This window comes from Phascolarctobacterium sp. Marseille-Q4147 (genome assembly GCF_017968825.1).
Classification (GTDB): domain Bacteria; phylum Bacillota; class Negativicutes; order Acidaminococcales; family Acidaminococcaceae; genus Phascolarctobacterium_A.
In genome coordinates this window covers 961,160-979,393 of record NZ_CP072874.1, presented here as the reverse complement: position 1 = coordinate 979,393, position 18,234 = coordinate 961,160, and the positions used below count along the sequence as shown (strand labels likewise).

General features: G+C 47.5%; 15 protein-coding genes. 3 read left to right on the top strand and 12 right to left on the bottom strand.

Annotation, left to right across the window (positions count from 1 at the left end):
- Positions 1-7 precede the first annotated feature (7 nt).
- From KAH19_RS04560 to KAH19_RS04510, 11 genes are all read right to left on the bottom strand, one after another.
- Positions 8-1,630 (bottom strand): bifunctional UDP-sugar hydrolase/5'-nucleotidase, encoded by a 1,623-nt coding sequence (locus tag KAH19_RS04560; protein ID WP_371816688.1) that lies wholly within the window; start codon positions 1,628-1,630, stop codon positions 8-10.
- A 213-nt stretch (positions 1,631-1,843) separates the two neighbouring features.
- Complete coding sequence (locus tag KAH19_RS04555; protein WP_210685285.1) at positions 1,844-2,491, bottom strand: hypothetical protein; 648 nt, start codon at positions 2,489-2,491, stop codon at positions 1,844-1,846.
- 186 nt (positions 2,492-2,677) lie between these two features.
- Positions 2,678-3,238, bottom strand: a complete 561-nt coding sequence (locus tag KAH19_RS04550; protein WP_210685284.1) for a hypothetical protein — start codon at positions 3,236-3,238, stop codon at positions 2,678-2,680.
- Between the two features lie 45 nt (positions 3,239-3,283).
- A complete protein-coding gene (locus tag KAH19_RS04545) occupies positions 3,284-4,093 on the bottom strand; it encodes a hypothetical protein (RefSeq protein WP_210685283.1) in 810 nt (269 codons plus the stop codon).
- A 672-nt stretch (positions 4,094-4,765) separates the two neighbouring features.
- Complete coding sequence (locus tag KAH19_RS04540) at positions 4,766-5,515, bottom strand: hypothetical protein (RefSeq protein WP_210685282.1); 750 nt, start codon at positions 5,513-5,515, stop codon at positions 4,766-4,768.
- 11 nt (positions 5,516-5,526) lie between these two features.
- The gene (locus tag KAH19_RS04535) at positions 5,527-6,000 is read right to left on the bottom strand and encodes a hypothetical protein (protein WP_210685281.1); all 474 of its coding nucleotides are present in this window, start codon (positions 5,998-6,000) and stop codon (positions 5,527-5,529) included.
- Between the two features lie 57 nt (positions 6,001-6,057).
- Positions 6,058-7,203, bottom strand: coding sequence for a hypothetical protein (locus KAH19_RS04530; RefSeq protein ID WP_210685280.1), 1,146 nt, complete (start codon positions 7,201-7,203; stop codon positions 6,058-6,060).
- Positions 7,204-7,341: 138 nt separating this feature from the next.
- Entirely contained in the window at positions 7,342-8,448 is a 1,107-nt protein-coding gene (locus KAH19_RS04525) for a nucleoside hydrolase (protein WP_246869427.1), read from the bottom strand.
- Positions 8,449-8,508: 60 nt separating this feature from the next.
- Positions 8,509-9,642 carry a hypothetical protein gene (locus KAH19_RS04520; RefSeq protein WP_210685278.1) on the bottom strand — a complete coding sequence of 378 codons (1,134 nt, stop codon included), beginning with the start codon at positions 9,640-9,642 and terminating at the stop codon, positions 8,509-8,511.
- A gap of 253 nt (positions 9,643-9,895) precedes the next feature.
- Positions 9,896-10,705, bottom strand: coding sequence for an Rpn family recombination-promoting nuclease/putative transposase (locus KAH19_RS04515; RefSeq protein WP_210685277.1), 810 nt, complete (start codon positions 10,703-10,705; stop codon positions 9,896-9,898).
- A 648-nt stretch (positions 10,706-11,353) separates the two neighbouring features.
- Complete coding sequence (locus tag KAH19_RS04510) at positions 11,354-12,739, bottom strand: S-layer homology domain-containing protein (protein WP_210685276.1); 1,386 nt, start codon at positions 12,737-12,739, stop codon at positions 11,354-11,356.
- Positions 12,740-13,730: 991 nt separating this feature from the next.
- On the opposite strand from KAH19_RS04510, the gene KAH19_RS04505 reads away from it, so the two are divergent.
- Positions 13,731-14,180 carry an Hsp20/alpha crystallin family protein gene (locus KAH19_RS04505; RefSeq protein WP_210685275.1) on the top strand — a complete coding sequence of 150 codons (450 nt, stop codon included), beginning with the start codon at positions 13,731-13,733 and terminating at the stop codon, positions 14,178-14,180.
- 82 nt (positions 14,181-14,262) lie between these two features.
- Here the strand turns inward: KAH19_RS04505 and sstT are convergent, their stop codons facing one another.
- Positions 14,263-15,519, bottom strand: coding sequence for a serine/threonine transporter SstT (gene sstT, locus KAH19_RS04500; RefSeq protein ID WP_210685274.1), 1,257 nt, complete (start codon positions 15,517-15,519; stop codon positions 14,263-14,265).
- Positions 15,520-15,859: 340 nt separating this feature from the next.
- On the opposite strand from sstT, the gene KAH19_RS04495 reads away from it, so the two are divergent.
- Together KAH19_RS04495 and KAH19_RS04490 are read left to right on the top strand one after the other, a co-directional pair.
- Positions 15,860-16,696 carry a PHP domain-containing protein gene (locus KAH19_RS04495; protein WP_210685273.1) on the top strand — a complete coding sequence of 279 codons (837 nt, stop codon included), beginning with the start codon at positions 15,860-15,862 and terminating at the stop codon, positions 16,694-16,696.
- 154 nt (positions 16,697-16,850) lie between these two features.
- Complete coding sequence (locus KAH19_RS04490; RefSeq protein WP_021721218.1) at positions 16,851-17,726, top strand: phosphoribosylaminoimidazolesuccinocarboxamide synthase; 876 nt, start codon at positions 16,851-16,853, stop codon at positions 17,724-17,726.
- The last annotated feature ends 508 nt before the right edge of the window (positions 17,727-18,234 follow it).

Genomic DNA, 18,234 nt, shown 5'->3' with positions numbered 1-18,234 from the left:
AAGCTTTTTATTTGATTACAATACGGCCATCGCCGTAAGGATTAGCATATTGCTCGCCAACCTTGCCATTCAGATGGTTCTGCAGATATTCCATAATCGTATCTGCGTCACTCATCATTTCGTCCTGCACCAGATGCGCTCCCTTGAACATCGTCATGCCGTCACCACCGAATTTGAGCATGTAGGAGGTTCCGCCCACGGTGTATTTTTTCTTAACGTCTAACGGTTTGCCGCCAATCTTAACATCGCTTACGCGACGGGCACCGGCAACACGCACGAAATTGCCCTTGGCATCCAGCTCAACGCTGGAAGCAACAGAGCTGTCGAGCGTGTAGCTCAGGCCAGATACCTGCATAAAGCCGCCGCTTTCTTCAGGATAGCTGATTGCGCCCATCTCCAGCGCATCCAGAATCTGTTGGCCAGTCACTTCTAAAACTACGCACATATTACCGAAGGGGAAGGCCTCCAGCAAATCGTTGTAGCTGATTACGCCGGTTTTGATTTCGTTGCGGATACTGCCGCCGTTCGCCAGCACTACATCGCAATCAAGCACTGCTCGATAGGCATCGGCAACAAAGTCACCCAAGCTGCATTCACGGTTGCGCACGATACGCTCACCGGTTGCAGGATCATTGCTGCGCAGCTGTACCAAGGCTTCGCCCACAGGTTGCTTCAGCAAAGGCTCATAGGTTTTTATTTCCTGGGCAATAACTCTTGCGATATTGGCATCCTTGCCGTTGGATTCGGTAATCAGCTGGCTCTTCAGCTTGCCGTCGGGAGTAATTACCAGCTCGCCGACAGTTTTCAGCTTAGTGCCTGTTTGCGCCAGCAGCACGTCCTTACCTACCTTATTTTTTACCATACGGGTGAAACGCTCGTGAGAGTGTCCATCGATAACAGCGTCTACGCCCTGAGTGTTTTTAGCAACGCTTTCGCTGCTCCACTGCGGAGTAGTACCGTCCATACCCAAATGACCTACGATAAATACATAGTCCGCGCCGTCCTTGCGTGCCTTGTCGACATTCTTCTGCAGCTGCTTGTACAGCTTATTACCGGTTTTATCCTCGCAGAAGCTGTAAATATACTTGCCCTTCTCATTTTGGAAGAAGGTAGGAGTGGAGGTTGTCAGGCTTTCCGGTGTGCTCGCACCCACAAAGGCTACCTTGGTATCCTCATACTGCATAATTTTGTAGCCCGGCAGAACCTGCTTGTTGTTGCCTGCATAAACAAAATTTGCGCAGTAATAGCCTGCACGCTGCAGCGGCACCAGCTCCATGAAGCGGTCCATGCCGTAGTCAAATTCATGGTTACCGGGAATACAGAAGTCATAGCCCAGATAATTCATAATATCGACAACTGCCAGACCGCGGGACAGCTTGCCGATAGGTGCGCCCTGAATAGCATCGCCTGCATCCACCAGCGCCACATTCGGCGTTCTTGCCAAGGCATCCTTTTTAATCTGCGCCAAACCGGCAAAACCGATATTATCATTAATACCGCAATGGATATCATTAGTATGCAGAATAACAATGTCATGCTCCAGCGCCCACGCCATCAGCGGAGCGGAAACAGTCATCGCTGCAGTCACCAAAAACAGCGATGTTTTTTTCCAGAACTTCTTCATATACATCACTTCCTTCCAGCTTTTGTAATTATATTATAAGCAAGAAAAAGCAAAAGCGCCCCACCCCAAAGGCTGATTTTGGGTAGGGTGAGGCAAAAAAACAGGCTTTTCAGCGTATTTTTTGATTATTTTTGGCTCAGCATACAAACAAGCAGCCTCCCGGAAACACCGGAAGGCTGCTTGTTTTATAATGCTATTGTTTTTTAAGCTGAATTATTCTCAGGCCCACGGATCATCTGCTGCCGGAGTCTGAATGCCGCTCAGCAGTCCCTTGTAATCCCACAGGAACCATTCGCCGGTAGAAGCCTTTTGGCGCACGGTCATCGGACGCGGGCTGTCAGCGCCGCCGCAGGTAATCATGAAGCGTGCATAGCCTTCCTCCTGATAAGTATAGGCATTAGTTTTAATCTCTACGGTATACGGCATATCCGGCTGATAGTTGTTCGCCGGAGTTGCACCCATAAAGTAGGAGCGCATCAGATACTGTCTGCCGCGGAAACGGTCTGCGAGGAACTGTTCATCTCTTTTAGGTACCGGACGAGGTCCCAGCAGCTTGTTGAGCATAGCAATAGCCTCTGTCGGATTGGTTTCGTAGCGAGCCAATGCTGCCACGGTATAAGCCGCTACCTGCTGAGCATCGGTTTCCGGTCCGATTTCAGCTGCCGATTGCGGCAGATTCTGGAAAATTACACGTTTGGTTTTTTCCTGTTTCTCCACTTTATTCACCGCCCTGTTAATAGTATTGTCAATGGTTCTGTCAATCATTCTGTCTACGCCGATTCTTCTGTTCCAGTCAAGAGCTTCTGCAGATTGCAATTGTCCCGCCAAAAGCATTGCGCAGCAAGCTAATACAATACCTTTTTTCATTTGTTGCACCTCCTCAGAATTATCCTGCGCTGTTAGATACGCAGGCATGTTTCCTTACAAGCTCATTGTACAACGAAATTTGCTAAAGCACCCCACCCAAACTGCCGATTTCGGGTAGGATAAGCAAAATTTTTCTGTTTTTCGGCTAAATTCCTGCCAAAAACGCAGCCCGTACTGCTTTCATGCTTATTTTTCCGGCAATTCCCTGAACAGCCTAAATCCACGCATAGGATGCATCTTCTCATGGCCTGCATCACGCTTCTGTTCATGCACCTGCTTAGCCAGCCTTTGCAGCTCACGCAACAGCTCCTGCTGCTGCTCAATGTCAGTACGGCATACCAGCTTTTCGCCCATTGCCGTCAGCAGCGTCAACGAAAAGCTGCCGCAGTCGAGCACCTCAATCATCTCACGCGGCAAATTCGCAGGATGAGATGCCGAAGGCTGGCGCAGCTGCCATGGCAGCTGCTGTATTAGCTTATCCAGCGGTGTAAGCTCCTCTGCCGTAACAGGTACCTCGTAAAACTTCAGGCGCTCGCCATCTGCAAAGCACTCACTGTCAAACAGCAGTTCCCTATCGCGTCGGCAAAGGTTAAATGAATAACAGCTTGCTCTGCTCATACCTCTGCTGCTCACAGACAGCTCCTGCCAATCAATCGCCCTTTCCATAGCCACACCTCCCGATAGCGGACCTGCCACCCAAAGCAGCAGGCCCAGCATTGTCATACACAGCAATCTCAGTAACCGCATCAGCGCCACCCCCATTGCCAAAAATCGTGCGCAATCATCTGCTGCCTATTCATCGGCCAAATCGTAAATTTTCCTTACCGTGCCGTCATCGGCAACATTATAAATCAGCCTGCCGCTTTTCTCTACCAGATAGCGCGCATCCTTAAATTGCACCGGATTAGGAGCATCCGGATCTCCCGCCTTAGTCATAGTATGATAGCTGTAACGCTTGTCAACATCCGGATACAACGCCTTTTCTTGTTCCCACTGATAATCCCAAAAGCTGAAAGAGCCGTTGCTTCTGTCCAGTAAATTAACATTCGGCTCCAACACCAGCTGCAAAAACAGTTTCGCTACTATCCAAGGCATTTCCGTTTCACCCTGCACAAAGCGAGTACCTCTTTTATTGCTTCTTTCATAGGTACCGGCCAGGGACGGCAGCACCCGATTATTACCCTCAGGCTCACCCAAAATCCAGGCACCATACAGCTTGCTCTGCGCCTGATAGCCCTGCGGATTACTCAAAGCATACTTTTCATAAAGCGGCATACTATAGCTGTACCGAGAAGGATAACCCATACCATTTTCATAGCTTGCAAGACTTGGCACCTGCAGATAACCGATAAAACGCTCACCGTCATGCGCAAAACGCACCACACCGCTCGCCTCGGTTTCATAGCGGTAATGGTCATCCTGCCATTCACCGCTGTGCACCTTCAAATCCATCAAAACGCCGCGTGTAGTTTCATACACCATAGCGCCACCCTCAACATGGGTAGCAGGATTATACATCTCATAATAATCAGCCCGCGCAACCGACATCCCGCCACACAACAGCAACGCACCGCACGCCAAAGCACACAAAAGCTTCTTCATAAGCTCACCTCCAGAAATACAACCCCCTTCCGCCTCACTTCGTTCGGCACCTTCCCCGAGGGGGCAGGCAAGAAGGTTAGCACAATGCCATAACGAGCAAATATATCGTAGACAACCCTCAATCATCGCCTACGGCGATGCCAGCTCCCTTTCAGGGAGCATATAAAAGTTCGCAACAACAGCGATAGTTAGAACTACACATACTATTATATCTTCCCTGAAAGGGAAGGTGGCTGCGAGCTTCAGCGAGCAGACGGAAGGGTTGCGACATGTCAATTGCGACGCACAACCCCCTTCCGCCTCACTACGCTCGGCACCTTCCCCAATGGGCAGGCAAGAAGGGTAGCACTAGAAACTAAATTGAGCAATTAATATATCTTGTACACAACCCTCAGTCATCGCCTACGGCGATGCCAGCTCCCTTTCAGGGAGCATATAAAGGTAGCGAGAAACTGTTGGTCGTGCTAATGTCGCGTACAACGCAGGGAGCATATAAAAGTTCGTAGTAATAGCCAAAGTAAAACTTTGCAGGACCATTATATTTTCCTTGAAAGGGAAGGTGGCGGCAAGCTTCAGCGAGCAGACGGAAGGGTTGCGATACGCGTACAAAAAAAGGCCCCTGCTCCGCAATATTAACTTACGTCGCAAGGACCTCAAACTCAACTCACTGCCTCAACCCACAGCATCATTGCTGCACAACATCATAATCTCCCCATCAACAGTCACACGATACGCATCCCACAAATTCGGATGCACATAATAAGTCATAACCAGCTCATCGTTCTTATTATAAACATAAACCCCAAAATAATCGCTGGCATCCTTCGGCATATACGAATTAAAAACGCTGTTCGGATCCTCGGCAAAACGACTGCCATAGCCAAACCAATAATCCTTACTGCTCAAATCCAAACCGGTATTCTTCACATTCAGCTTACGCAGAAAATACAGCGCCATAGTATAATCCTCTTCCGCCTGCATTCCCTCAAACTTATAGGTACCGCCGATATCAGGCTCACTCACCTTAGTAATACCCATCTCGCGTGCATCAACCGTCGGCAGCAGCACAACCTGCTTACCCTCTTGCACTCTGGCCTCGCAAACAAGCGGCTGAGAGCCATAACCAAAATAACGTGTATCCTCACCATGACGGCCCACGTCAAACGAATAATCCTCCAGCACCAGCGAACCATTCTCCAGCATACCCACGCCCTTAAACATCGGCGCATTACCGTCCTGCAAATCATAAGTAACAACAGAAGCAAAAACGCCGGATTGCGTATAAATCAGATGCAAAGAAGCATTATCCCTGCCATTCGCACCATAACGCATATACGGATACGCACCATAAGATGCTGCCATCGCTGTTGCGCTGACAAGCAGCAGCAGGCAGAACATCAGCAAGCTAAATAATCTCTTCATCGCCCGCACCTCTATCTCTCAACCTCACTCAGCAGCAGGCTGCCGTCCTCACCGCTGATAGCAATACCGAAAATACGCTCCCTGCCCAAAGAATCGCGCACCGCAATACCGTTGCGCGGGAAGGACTCGGAATCACGCATCACAATAATAATCGGCTCCGTCGCACGCAGGAAATCCTTATAATAAATAGACTGCACGTTAAAAACAGGATAGCCCTCAGCGCTCACCTCACGCAAATCCAGCGCCACAACCTGAAAATCAGGGAAATCCACCGAGCTCGTCACCACCGCCTTCGCCGGCTCAAAAGCATCCGGCATTCTCACAACCTCACAGGCTGCAGGATTAACATGAGCATCCTTCAGCCAGCACACATGCAGCATGCTTTGCGTAGACTCCGGCGCACTATTCGCCTGAGCACTGCCCCAACCGCCAAACAAACCAATACCCAGTGCCAATAACATTGCACCTAAAAATCTTTTACACATAAAAAACACCTCCAAAGTTTTTTACATCAAATATTAAATTCCTTCAGGAAATACACCTTACTCAATCTCCTGCAGATAAATACTGCCGTCCTTACCGCTTTGCAGAATCGCAAACCGGCGCTCCCTGCCTGCATCATCCTTAAAACTGATACCGTTCTTGGGAATAGTTTCCAGGCTCTCCAGATGCAGCACCAGCTTTTCATCAGCCATCAGCAAATCCTTGCTGTAAACGCTCTTGCCGGAAGCAAGCTCCAACAGGCGGAACTCTTCCAGATTTTTCGTACTGCGGAAAATTACATCCGCACCCTTAAAGGGATTAGGTACGGAAACCTGCTCGTACTTGGAAAGATCAACCTTTGCATCCTGCAGCTCGTGTACGCCCATGCATTCCAGATACTGCATCGCCAAGCCCTTAAAGCCTCTCTGCTTATATTCCTTCAACGGCAACAGCTCAAGCTTCACGCTGTCACCGGACATCTCTGCTCCCATATCAAAGAAATCATCAGCCGTCATATTCGTCTTTTGCGAAGCAGCCACATCATCTCTGCCCACATCATTACGGTAAACATCAAGGCCGTTGGCAGCCGCATTACCGTTCTTTGAACGGGTAAAATACATATCAACGCATCTTTTATTACCGTTCGGCAGCAAATCCTCCAGCACCAGCACATAGTCTGTATTACTGCTGTTGCCGCGTGTCAGCAGCATATTGTTCGGCAACAGCTGCAGATTGCTGCGTGCCCAGCCTTCATCAACAAATTTTATCTTACCGTCAACAAAGGTATAGATAGCATAGATATCCTTGCCGTAATAGCCCTTGCCCTGCTTTTCATTATCCAAAATAGCAAAAATCAGCTCCGGCACCTTGTCATTATTGATATCCTGCAGCGTATAACCAAGCATGTTCAACGCATCAACATAGCCCATACGGTCCCGCAGCTCATAAATTCCGGTCATGCCCTGCTGCGGCATTTTACCCATATCGCCATCATTCACAAAATTATAGATACCCTCTACCAGCTTGCCATATTCACGCTCATAGGCAGGCACCTTCGCCACAGTTGCAGCAGCCTCCTCCACCTTCGTGGCCTTGGGCTGCGTTGCTGCCGCCTGCTTATCCGAACCGCAGCCATTCAGCAGCATTGCCAATGAAGCCAGCAGCATTGCTCCAACTAAGACATTTTTACAGCTTTTCTTCAACATCTCCATCCCTCCGCTTCCCGCTGTCTGCTTCGCAGCTAATCTTTTATACCTATATTTTACCCTAAAAAAAACTAAAGCGCCCTACCCGAAAGTACAAATTCGGGTAGGGCGCAAGCTTTAAATCGGCAAATTTATTGCTTACAGCTTGTTGAATACATCCTCAACCATCTTCCAAACCTTAGCGCGGTCTACAGCATAAACAATCTTCGCATTCTGAGTGCCCTCAGGAGCAGCGCCGCGGAAGCCCATAGTCTGACCGTAGCCATAACCGTATTGGTCATCAACATCAACCGGCAGAGTTTCGGATTCCAGAATTACGGACGGATCAATAGCAACTGCTGCTGCCAGAACGTCCCAAATGTAGTTCTTGAAGGACGGATCCTTGCGGAACATCGGGGTAGCATAGTGGCTTTCCCACATAGCCTTGAAGCGGTCGCTCTTAATGCGGCTTTCCAGATCCTTGAAATCATCGTGGCTCATCAGTTCCTTGCTGCAAACATCCAGCGGCAGGAAGATTTGCTCCTTCCAAGGAGCGCGGTAAGCCTTTTTAGCGGTTTCCGGATCAATCCAAACGTTGAACTCGGAGGTCGGCATTACGTTACCTTCGCAGAAGAAAGCGCCTGCCATATAAACAACGCGCTTAGCCATCGGAGCGATTTCCGGAGCCTTGTCCAAAGCAGCTGCCAGGTTAGCACCACTGCCGATAGCAACGATGGTTACTTCGCCCGGATGCTTTTTGATAGTATCAATGATGAAATCAGCAGCATGTTCCTTTTGTGGGTTCATAACAGGCTCATCATTATAATTCTTGCGGTATTCAGCCTGCCAGGATGCCGGCTGAGGATAGCCTGCAGCGCCCAGATGGGAGTCATGGCCACGGCCGTAAATGCGTTTTTCTTCCTTCATGTTAGCGAAACGGTCCTTGCGAACGGTTTCATTAACGCCCATATATACGGGGATATCGGTGCGGCCGATGCCCTCCAGCTGACGAATAGCGGAAGCGGTACCGGTTTCAACCCAGGTATTGCCGATAACGATGGTAACACCCTTCAGATCCATTTTGGGAGATTCGGCAAGCATCATCATAGCGATGCCATCATCAAACAAATCCACCATATCTGCGTCAAGAATAACCTTTTCGCGTGCTGCAGCCTCAGCAGACAGCGGAGCAGTCATAGCGCCAACGCCCATGCACATGGAAAGCAACAGGCAACCACATAAGCTGGTTAATTTTTTCATTTTCATATTCATTACCTCCTAAAATCCCTAATTCTATAAATTTCCGCACAGAATGCAGATTTTACCTTAATCAATCTCCTCCAGATAAACACTGCCGTCCTCAACTTTCGCCCGAATCGCAAACTTGCGCAGGCTGCCGGTATCGTCCCTTAAGCTGATACCGTTCTTGATAACAGTTTCATCGCTTAGCACGGGATCAGTTTCAAAGCTTTCCAGATGCAGCACCAGCTTTTCTTCCGGGTTCAGCAGTCCTTTGCTGTAGATAACTCTGCTGCTATCACCCTGCAAATCCAGCACTTCAAAGCTCACCAGAGAAGTATTGCTGCTAAACAACACTTCTGCTCCCCGAGAGGGATTATCCACATAAACATGCTCATATGCAGAAAGATCTACCCTATTATCCTGCAGCTCATGCAAACCCATGCAGTTAAGATGCTGCATTACCAGTCCCTTAAAGCCACGATTGCTGTATTCCGCAAGCGGTAAAAGCTCGAGCTTTTGGGCACCAAGGTCAATATTCATCATATCGTCAAAGTGCATGGAAGTTTTTTGGGTAACAAAAGTATCATTTACATCTAAATATTTTCGGTAAACATTACATCTGCCATCCTCAACCTTTGTATAGAAGGTTTCTCCCTGACGCAGGCTGCCGTCCCGCAGCAAATCCTTCATTTCCAGCACCCATTCCATATTTTTATCTTCGTTCCAGGTGCGCTTGCTCAGCGTATTATCCCGAAGCAGACGCAGACGGATGCGCGACCAGCCCTCGTCAACAAATTTTATCTTACCGTCCACAAAGGTATAGACAGCATAGATATCCCGGCCATAATAGCCCTTGCCCTCGGGATAAGCAATCTGGGCCAAAATCAGCTCCGGCACCTTATCATTATTGATATCCTGCAGCGTATAGCCGACACTGCTTACGCCCTGACCGGGATCATTATGGCCCTCTAGCTCCTCAAAGCCTGTCAGTCCCTGCGTCGGCAGTCCGGCGGTATTACCCGTGGTCAAATAATCGCAGACACCAGCCACGATTTTCATATATTCCTGCTCGTAGACAGGCATAGCGGCGGCTTCTGCCTTAGGCATGGCGAGCAGAGAGTCTGCTTTTTTGTCGGAGCTGTCACTGCCCAAGAGCATTGTCAATCCGGTAAGCAGCAATGCGCCCAGCAAAATGTTTTTCCAGCTTTCTTTCAGCATATCAATCCCTCCGCTTCCTGCTGCCTGCTTTACAGCTGATTGTTTACACCTATAGTGTAGCCTAAAAAAAGCAAAAGCGCCCCACCCGAAAGGGTGATTTCGGGTAGGATGAGGTGGATTTTTGGGATATTTTTGAGATTTTAGGTTATATTTCCGCTAAACTTCCGACGTGCTTGCGCAAAAAATACGAAAACCCCGTGTTTCACCGGGTTCGGTAAATCACGAGGTTTGATTTTAATTATTCTCTTTTGTATCAGACTTGTTCTGCCTTTAATTCTTCTATTTTCTCTATTGGCAATGTAGTAGCCTTGGCGATATCCTGCACAGAAAGTCCCATACTTATAAGACGCTTGGCAGTAGCAATGTTCGCTTTTGCTTCGCCCTCACGCCTTTCATCTAATAAACGTGCTTCCATAAGCATAAATTCTCGCCTCACTTTCGTATCTAGTTTCAGATAGCTGATTTCATCGTCAATCTGCTTGGTGAAATCGCTATTTACAATGTGGTTGTTTACATAATCATAAAAGCTTTTGATATCCTTGGAAATATCGCCATGCGTACCCTTGGTATTCAACAGCATGGTGGTTGCTTCATCCTGAAGCTCCAGCTCCAGATTTTCAAGGCAACGCTTTTTAAAGGTGTAGACATAATTACCCTTTGCAAAGAAATCAAACACACAAATAAAAATTACATAGGTCGGCGGCAGCAAATCATATTCCTGTCCCTGCTGCAACAAATCAATATCAAGCAGCGCCTGATAATAGCGTGAACGCTTGGGCAGGACAAAGGCTTTGGTGTGGGGATTTTTATTATTCTTTACCTGCATTTCCAAATTGTAATGCGTATTTTTGTCATCCTTCACTATTATATCCAGACGGATGCCACGGCTTGTGTAGTCGGGTTCAAGCGATTTTTCGGCTTCAAGGTAGTTGATATCGGCAATCTTAATCTGCAGTAATTCCTCTAACAGGTGGATGCAGATGCGCTTGCGCGACATTACCTTCTTGAAGATGAAGTCGCTTTGGATTGTCAGATTCTCAAATTTTTTTGCCAGGTCTTGCATAAGATCTCTCCTTTCATTTTAGCACAGATGCAATAAAAAATACATAAGCAGTTATCAAGGCGCTAAAAAACAAAAAAGAGCAGTACGCTGACGATTAGAAATCGTCAGTATGTACTACTCTTAGAATGTACCATGTAAATGGCCTTGCTTAAGCTTCTGCAAATAAGGTGTATCTGCAGGATATACTGCTTATTTAATTGTCCGCAGGTAAATCAGCCCGAAGCGAAATTTAGTTGCAGTTTTCAAGAACTTAATTTAAGTTTACTTGAATTTGAGGTGGATGTCAAGAGAGAACACTCCTTATGCCTGCCCCTCAGGTAAGGTGCCGAACGTAGTGAGGCGGAAGGGGGCTGCGAGCAGACGGAAGGGTTGGGTAAGCAGATGCAACTTTAGAAAGAAAAGCGAGCCTCTCCTTGGGGAGAGGTGGCATCGCGTAGCGATGACGGAGAGGGGTACATCATACATATGCTATTAGTAAATTTTTAAACAACAATCCCCTCTCAGTCGCCCTAACGGGCGCCAGCTCTCCCCTAGGAGAGCCTCATCTCCCTCTTCCTCTCCAAAACGCAAAAGAACCGCCTTGCGGCGGTTCTCTGCCGACAGCGCCGGAGCGCTGCCGATTTTAGGAAGTTTTTGTATGAAGGTTTATCAGAAAGTGAAGGTTACGTCAGTCCAGAAGCGATGGTCTTTGGTGCGATCAAGATCAGCAGCAATACTAGGAAGCTCTTTCATCAGCTTGGATTCGGTGTTATAGTATGCAACGTTAGCTACAATGTTTTTAGCAAGGGTGTAGTTAGCGCCAACGCCGAAGCCCTTGAAGCCGGTCATACCAAAGGTGTTAGCATCGGTGGTGTGTGCAACATAGGTTTGTGCGCCTTGGTCATAGTATTTAGCCCATGCGCCCCAGCTGCCTGCATCCTCAGCCTTTGCACCCTTATAAGCCAAGCCGATAACAAAGCCGTCGTCATCCAGGTATTTATCAATAGCTTTGTTAATGTTGCCATCACTACGATCATTAAGTTTGTCAGCAGACAAATCACCCTTCAGATACATAGCGGACAGATTGAAATGCCCCATATCATAGCTCAAGCCTGCATGCCAAATGCCGTTGTCAATATCAGTTTTGTCAAAGTTACCATTGTCAAATGCAACAGAGCCGGTTCCCATATCTTTGAATTGAGTGTAGCCGGCAGTAGCCTTCAAGCCCTTAGCCAACTCGCCTTCTACTGCCAAGCCCCAATACTTGCCGCCATTAGTAATATCACCAGTTTCAGTATTAATGCCATCATTTATCATAAACGGTACTACAGTAATATCATCAGTTGCCTTGCCTGCAAAGCCTTTTACCTTAACCTTGTTGCCATAAGACAGCTCCAGACCATCAGCACGGGTATCATAGATATTGCCGTCAGCAATTACCAGGTTATAACGGCCTGCACGTACTGCCATGCCGCCCAGCTTGCCGTCTACATAAGCGCGTTGGAAGCTTGTATTTTCATCACCGGCATTATTATTCAGGTTCTGAACATTCTGCAGCATGCCGGTGTAGGTCCAGTCATCATTAATCATACCGTTAATCCAGATGCGGGAACGGATATCTGCCACATGGTTGGAATCATTGCCCAAAACTCTGTAACCTCTGTCTAAAGTCCTTCTTGACATTGCACCGTCTTGGTCAACATAACGGAAGCGAACTTCACCGGTAATTTTTACATTGTCAGCCTTTTTCTCCAGGTTAGCTACGCGCACGCCCAGGCTGTCCAGCTCGTCAGCAAATTCTGCTGCCAGCTTGTCAACATTAGCGCCCTTTGCCATTGCTCTAGCAACGATTTGTGCCATTTCATAGCGAGTCATCAGCTTGTCGCCGCCGAAGGTGCCGTCGCCGTAGCCATCGATTACGCCTGCAGCTGCCAGCTTGCTGATGCTGTCATATGCCCAGTGGCCGGCAGGAACATCGCTGAACGGGTTAGCAGCGTAAGCGGATGCGGTTACGCCAAGAGCCATTGCCATTGCGAGTACTAAAGATTTTTTCATGATAAATTCCTCCTCTTTAAGTAAAGTATTCTTTTACCTTGCGGAGGCTTGCGCTGCCTGTTGCCAAAATTTGCCTTGTTTCATTTTGGTTTTTGCAGTACCTGCTCCGTTTGGTAAAGTCGGAAAAGCAAGAAGAACAAGTTGTTTTTCCTTTGCTTCTGGCTGTAGTATAACGAATTTTTAGTAATTTGTCCCTACCCGAAATGGCAAATCCGGGTAGGATGAGGGGAATTTTTTAGGAATTTTGGGGAAATTTGGAGAAAATTTTAGAGATTTTGGGTTATACTTCTAGCAAATTTCTTATCTGCTCTCACATTTCCCCCTTTAGTCGCTAACGCGACAGTTCCCCCGAGGGGGAACCAAGAACGTGCTAATGAAGGTTAATGGAAAGCTATTAGTCTTGCCTGCCCCTTGGGGAAGGTGCCGAACGTAGTGAGGCGGAAGGGGGTTGCGAGCTGACGGAAGGAAGCTGCAAGCAGATGAAACATTAGGAAGAAAAACGAGGCTCTCCTCGGGGAGAGCTGGCGCCCGCTAGGGCGACTGAGAGGGGACTGCGGTTTATAGGCTTACATTTGAATTTAGATTGAAGAAAATTCGTACACAAAGATTATTTGCTTGCAATCTTTATGCTTACGAATAGCATTATTTTCAGCATATCCCCTCTCCGCCTCGACAAGCTCGGCACCTCTCCCCAAGGAGAGGCTCTTTATTACTGCTTTTTCATCTGTAAGATGCCAAACGTAGTGAGGCGGAAGGGGGTGCCCTACACCCCACTTTTTGTAATTTCTGTGAAATCGTCAGAAATTAGCACTCAACGCTTGACAGTGCTAACAAATAGTGGTATAACATAATCAACAAAGGAAATGAGCTACAGGAGCTGCAAGGGCAGCACCCGCAAAGCACAATTCCCGCGTTGGCAAATCAAATCAATACTTGCTGCATCAACATTAAAATGACTACAACAAGCGCAATAAAACTGGAGGAATGACTTATGATGATGCCTAGTGTATTTGGTGAAAGCTTATTTGATGATTTAATGGATTTCCCGTTTGATAAAGAGTTCTTCGGTCATCGCAATCCGTTGTACGGCAAACATGCTCAGAACGTTATGAAAACCGATATCAAGGAATCTGATACCGCTTATGAAATGGATATCGACCTGCCGGGCTTCAAAAAAGAGGACGTCAGCGCCAAACTGGAAAACGGTTATCTGACCATTACCGCCGCTAAAGGCCTCGACAAGGACGAAAAGAACGATAAAGGCGTTTATATCCGCCGTGAACGTTACAGCGGTCAATGTGCAAGAACCTTCTATGTCGGCGAAGCAGTTACCCAAGAGGATATCAAGGCTAAATTCGAAGACGGTATCCTGAAGGTTACTATTCCTAAGGTTGAGCCTAAAAAAGTCGAAGACAAAAAATATATTGCCATTGAAGGCTAATACATAAAAACCACATCATCCTTTCAAAATGAAACAGCCGCCGGAGCACAAGCTTCGGCGGCCGTTTTGTTGTTATGTTAAATTAAATGTTGTTTCTCGGAACCAGGTCTTCGGACTTCAGAGTGCCTTCCTTAGCGCGTTCTGCAAATTCGGCAGTTGCGGTAAAGAGAACGTCACTGGAGCTGTTGAGCGCAGTTTCGCAAGCATCCTCCAGTACGGAGATGATGAAGCCAACGCCTACAACCTGCATAGCGATATCATTGCTGATACCAAAGGAAGCGCAGGCAACCGGAATCAGCAGCAGAGAGCCGCCGGCAACACCGGAAGCACCGCAGGCACCAACGGTAGAAACGATGCACAGCAGAAGAGCTGTCGGCATATCAACATGAATGCCCAGAGTATTGGCAGCAGCAAGCGCCAGTACGGAAATGGTGATGGAAGCACCAGCCATGTTGATGGTTGCGCCTAACGGAATGGAAATTGCGTAGGTATCAGGATTCAGGCCCAGGCGTTTGCACAGTGCCATGTTAACCGGAATGTTAGCAGCGGAGCTGCGGGTAAAGAAAGCGTACACGCCGGATTCGCGGATGGTTGCCCAAACCAGCGGATACGGATTGCGACGGATGTTGAAGTAAACGATCAACGGATTCATAACCAGCGCTACCAGGAAGTAGGAGCTGATGAGTACTGCCAGCAGATGTACATAGCTGGAAATTGCGGACAGACCGCTGTCGCTGATGGAGGTTGCTACCAGGCCCATGATGCCCAGAGGAGCGAAATGGATAACCCATTTAACAACCAGGGTGATTGCCTTTGCAACATCATCCAGAGCATTTTTAGTAGTTTCGTTGGCAGCCAGGTTCATAGCCAGACCGAATACTACAGCCCATGCCAGAATGCCGATGTAGTTAGCGTTCAGCAGAGCAGCTATCGGGTTATCTACAACACTCAGAATCAGGTTATGCAGAACCTCAACAATGCCGCTGGGCGGGTTGAGCTTAGCATCCGCAACCTGCAGGTGCAGAGTGGTAGGTGCCAGGAAGGACAGGCTTACACCAACTAAGGATGCAAAGAAGGTGCCGATAACATATAAGCCGATAATAGGCTTCATATTTGCTTCGCCGCCGCTTTTCTTTTTGGCCATAGCGTTCATAACCAAGAAGAAAACCAGCACCGGAGCAACGCCCTTTAATGCTTTTACAAACAGGTCACCGAAGATGGTAACAACAGGTACCGCTTGCGGTACATAAAGTGCCAGCAGAATGCCGATGACAAGACCAACGGCAATTTGCTTGATGAGTGCGACTTCATTGATAATCGCAGCAAATTTTCTAAACATAATGAATTCCCCCTAATTTATACTCCCGTATACAACGATGTTCATAGTATATAACATAAGTTAAATAATGTCAAGCCTACAATGAGTATTGTGTTTGTAGAGTAGACACTGAATTTATCCGTACTCATTATAGGGACTATTACCCTTAAAATATAAGTAAGTGTTAAGCTTGTTACAAAAGCACGCAAGCTTCAAAAAAATTTCGCGTACTATTGTGCAATGAGAGAATATCTTTACCGGCAGTTGACATGCATATGATTATAAACTATGCTATAAATATAAAAATTTTACTCTGTTTCTGCTTTTTGACAGCAGAATTTAATAGAAGGGAGCTGCTTACATGTCGGTAAGAGCTGATTTACATATACATACTACGGCCTCGGACGGCACCTGGACACCGGCGGAGCTGATTGCCGAAGCGCAAAAGCAACAGCTGGGGCTGATTGCCGTAACGGACCACGACAGCGTAGCCAACGTTGCGGAAGCAATGACATTAGCTACGGCAGCAGGCATTACACTGCTGCCGGCGGCGGAAATCTGCTCCACCAAGGAGGATTTGTCGTTTCATATTCTGGGCTATGGCATTGATATCCATAATAAACAGCTGCTGGAACTGATGCAGCACAACGAAGCGCTGTTAGAGCAGAAGGATGTAGACAGCATTCATCTGCTGGCGCGCGACGGCTGGCCTGTCGATGAAGCGGAATTCGCCCGTTATACCTACGACAGACGCCGCGGCGGCTGGCGTGCCCTCGCCTATTTGATTGACAAGGAACTTTGCAGCGGCGTGGGTGATTTCTTTAAACGCATCTTTACACCGGAGCACGACCTGGGTTTTCCAGAATTTCCTGCCATAAGCGAGGTAATTGCAGCGATTCACGCTGCCGGCGGCGCAGCACTGTGCGCACATGCTGCCAGCGGCTTTCACGGTCCCGGATTGGAGCGCGTGCTCGACATCCTGCGGACGGAGAAATTCGACGGCTTTGAATGCTACCACTCCAACCATTCAGAAAAAGGAACGCAGCGCCTGCTGCAGCATTGTAAAAAGCACGGCCTGTTAATCAGCGGCGGCAGCGACTGCCATGGTACATTTGTGCCGGGGAGACGTTTGGGACAGCCTTTGGTCACTGCCGATATGCTGCGCTTGGACGGCCTTTTGCCGCAAGATGTAAAATAATCCGAAAAATATTTGTTAAAACACGAAAAATGTTCGACTTTTTCGTTGGACTGTGCTATGATATTACCATAAAATATAACAAAGTTAACACTGACAAGAAATTCCGGCACTGAGCCTGCATTTACTTGTTGAGAAATTTTTAGGAGGCATTAAAATGCAAGAGTACAAACCGTTTAAATCCGGCAAGGTTCGTGAGATGTATGATGTTGGTGACAGCATTATTATGGTTGCCACTGACCGTATTTCCGCATTTGACCATATTCTGAAAAACATGATTGTGAAAAAAGGCACTGTGCTGACTCAGATTTCCAAATTCTGGTTCGATCTGACTAAAGACATTGTTCCTAACCATATGATTTCCGTTGATACCAAAGATATGCCAGAATTCTTCCAGAAACCCGAATTCACCGGCAACAGCATGAAATGCAAAAAGCTGAACATGCTGCCTATCGAATGCATCGTTCGCGGCTACATCACCGGCAGCGGTTGGGAAAGCTACAAGAAAACCGGCGAAATCTGCGGCATTAAACTGCCCGAAGGCCTGCAGGAATCCCAAAAGCTGGCTGAACCTATCTTCACCCCCAGCACCAAAGCTGAAATCGGTGACCATGACGAAAACATCAGCGTAGAGCAAAGCATCGAAATCCTGGAAAAACTGTATCCGGGCCGTGGCAAAGAATATGCTCTGAAGCTGCGTGACTACACTATCGCTATCTACAAAAAATGTGCAGCTTATGCTCTGGAGCGCGGCATCATCATTGCCGATACCAAATTTGAATTTGGTCTTGACGAAAACGGCGAGGTTGTACTGGGTGACGAAATGATTACCCCGGACTGCTCCCGCTTCTGGCCGCTGGAAGGCTACAAGGTTGGCCAAGGCCAGCCCTCCTATGACAAGCAGTTTGTCCGCGATTGGCTGAGTGCTAACCCGGATGCAGGCTACGAGCTGCCGCAGGATGTTATCGACAAAACCATCGGCAAATACATCGAAGCATATGAACTGCTGACAGGTCAAAAGTTTGACTTTTAATTCTGAAAATGCTTTAAAACTGTAACTTTTGTTGCAGTAGCAACAGGCTCAGGAAAAATTTAACGCTCTTTACAAAAAAATTGTTTACAACCATGGACATTGGTTGTATAATTTCACCATAAACAACAACGGAGTTGGAACAGCGTAAGCTGTCTGTTTCCGTTGTTGTTTTTTGTTTCTCCGATCACTGCAGATATAATACATTAGTGTAAGAGAATTCGTAAATAAAATAGTGCTTAATCGCGTAACGTATCACCACCGTAAAAACAGAGAAGGTGGTTCGTGGAAGCGGCCAATTGAGGGGACTTTTGGAAATGCTAAAAGCACAAAGCACTGACGGCTGAGGGGCCGGACAGCAGTTACGCGAAATAAAAACGCCCGCGGCGAGCGGGTTTTTTATTTTGTCACGAAAAGTAAAATTCCGGCTAATAAAACACGTAAACTTCACTAGCAATTATCCGCATAAAAAGGTATAATTAATGTAATAAATGTACGAAATATTTTCCTA

What these genes read in the sequence shown, in the direction of transcription:
- KAH19_RS04560 (WP_371816688.1), bottom strand. Translation starts at nt 1,630, where the DNA reads ATGTATATGAAGAAGTTCTGGAAAAAAACATCGCTGTTTTTGGTGACT.
- KAH19_RS04555 (WP_210685285.1), bottom strand. Translation starts at nt 2,491, where the DNA reads ATGAAAAAAGGTATTGTATTAGCTTGCTGCGCAATGCTTTTGGCGGGA.
- KAH19_RS04550 (WP_210685284.1), bottom strand. Translation starts at nt 3,238, where the DNA reads ATGCGGTTACTGAGATTGCTGTGTATGACAATGCTGGGCCTGCTGCTT.
- KAH19_RS04545 (WP_210685283.1), bottom strand. Translation starts at nt 4,093, where the DNA reads ATGAAGAAGCTTTTGTGTGCTTTGGCGTGCGGTGCGTTGCTGTTGTGT.
- KAH19_RS04540 (WP_210685282.1), bottom strand. Translation starts at nt 5,515, where the DNA reads ATGAAGAGATTATTTAGCTTGCTGATGTTCTGCCTGCTGCTGCTTGTC.
- KAH19_RS04535 (WP_210685281.1), bottom strand. Translation starts at nt 6,000, where the DNA reads ATGTGTAAAAGATTTTTAGGTGCAATGTTATTGGCACTGGGTATTGGT.
- KAH19_RS04530 (WP_210685280.1), bottom strand. Translation starts at nt 7,203, where the DNA reads ATGTTGAAGAAAAGCTGTAAAAATGTCTTAGTTGGAGCAATGCTGCTG.
- KAH19_RS04525 (WP_246869427.1), bottom strand. Translation starts at nt 8,448, where the DNA reads ATGAAAATGAAAAAATTAACCAGCTTATGTGGTTGCCTGTTGCTTTCC.
- KAH19_RS04520 (WP_210685278.1), bottom strand. Translation starts at nt 9,642, where the DNA reads ATGCTGAAAGAAAGCTGGAAAAACATTTTGCTGGGCGCATTGCTGCTT.
- KAH19_RS04515 (WP_210685277.1), bottom strand. Translation starts at nt 10,705, where the DNA reads ATGCAAGACCTGGCAAAAAAATTTGAGAATCTGACAATCCAAAGCGAC.
- KAH19_RS04510 (WP_210685276.1), bottom strand. Translation starts at nt 12,739, where the DNA reads ATGAAAAAATCTTTAGTACTCGCAATGGCAATGGCTCTTGGCGTAACC.
- KAH19_RS04505 (WP_210685275.1), top strand. Translation starts at nt 13,731, where the DNA reads ATGATGATGCCTAGTGTATTTGGTGAAAGCTTATTTGATGATTTAATG.
- sstT (WP_210685274.1), bottom strand. Translation starts at nt 15,519, where the DNA reads ATGTTTAGAAAATTTGCTGCGATTATCAATGAAGTCGCACTCATCAAG.
- KAH19_RS04495 (WP_210685273.1), top strand. Translation starts at nt 15,860, where the DNA reads ATGTCGGTAAGAGCTGATTTACATATACATACTACGGCCTCGGACGGC.
- KAH19_RS04490 (WP_021721218.1), top strand. Translation starts at nt 16,851, where the DNA reads ATGCAAGAGTACAAACCGTTTAAATCCGGCAAGGTTCGTGAGATGTAT.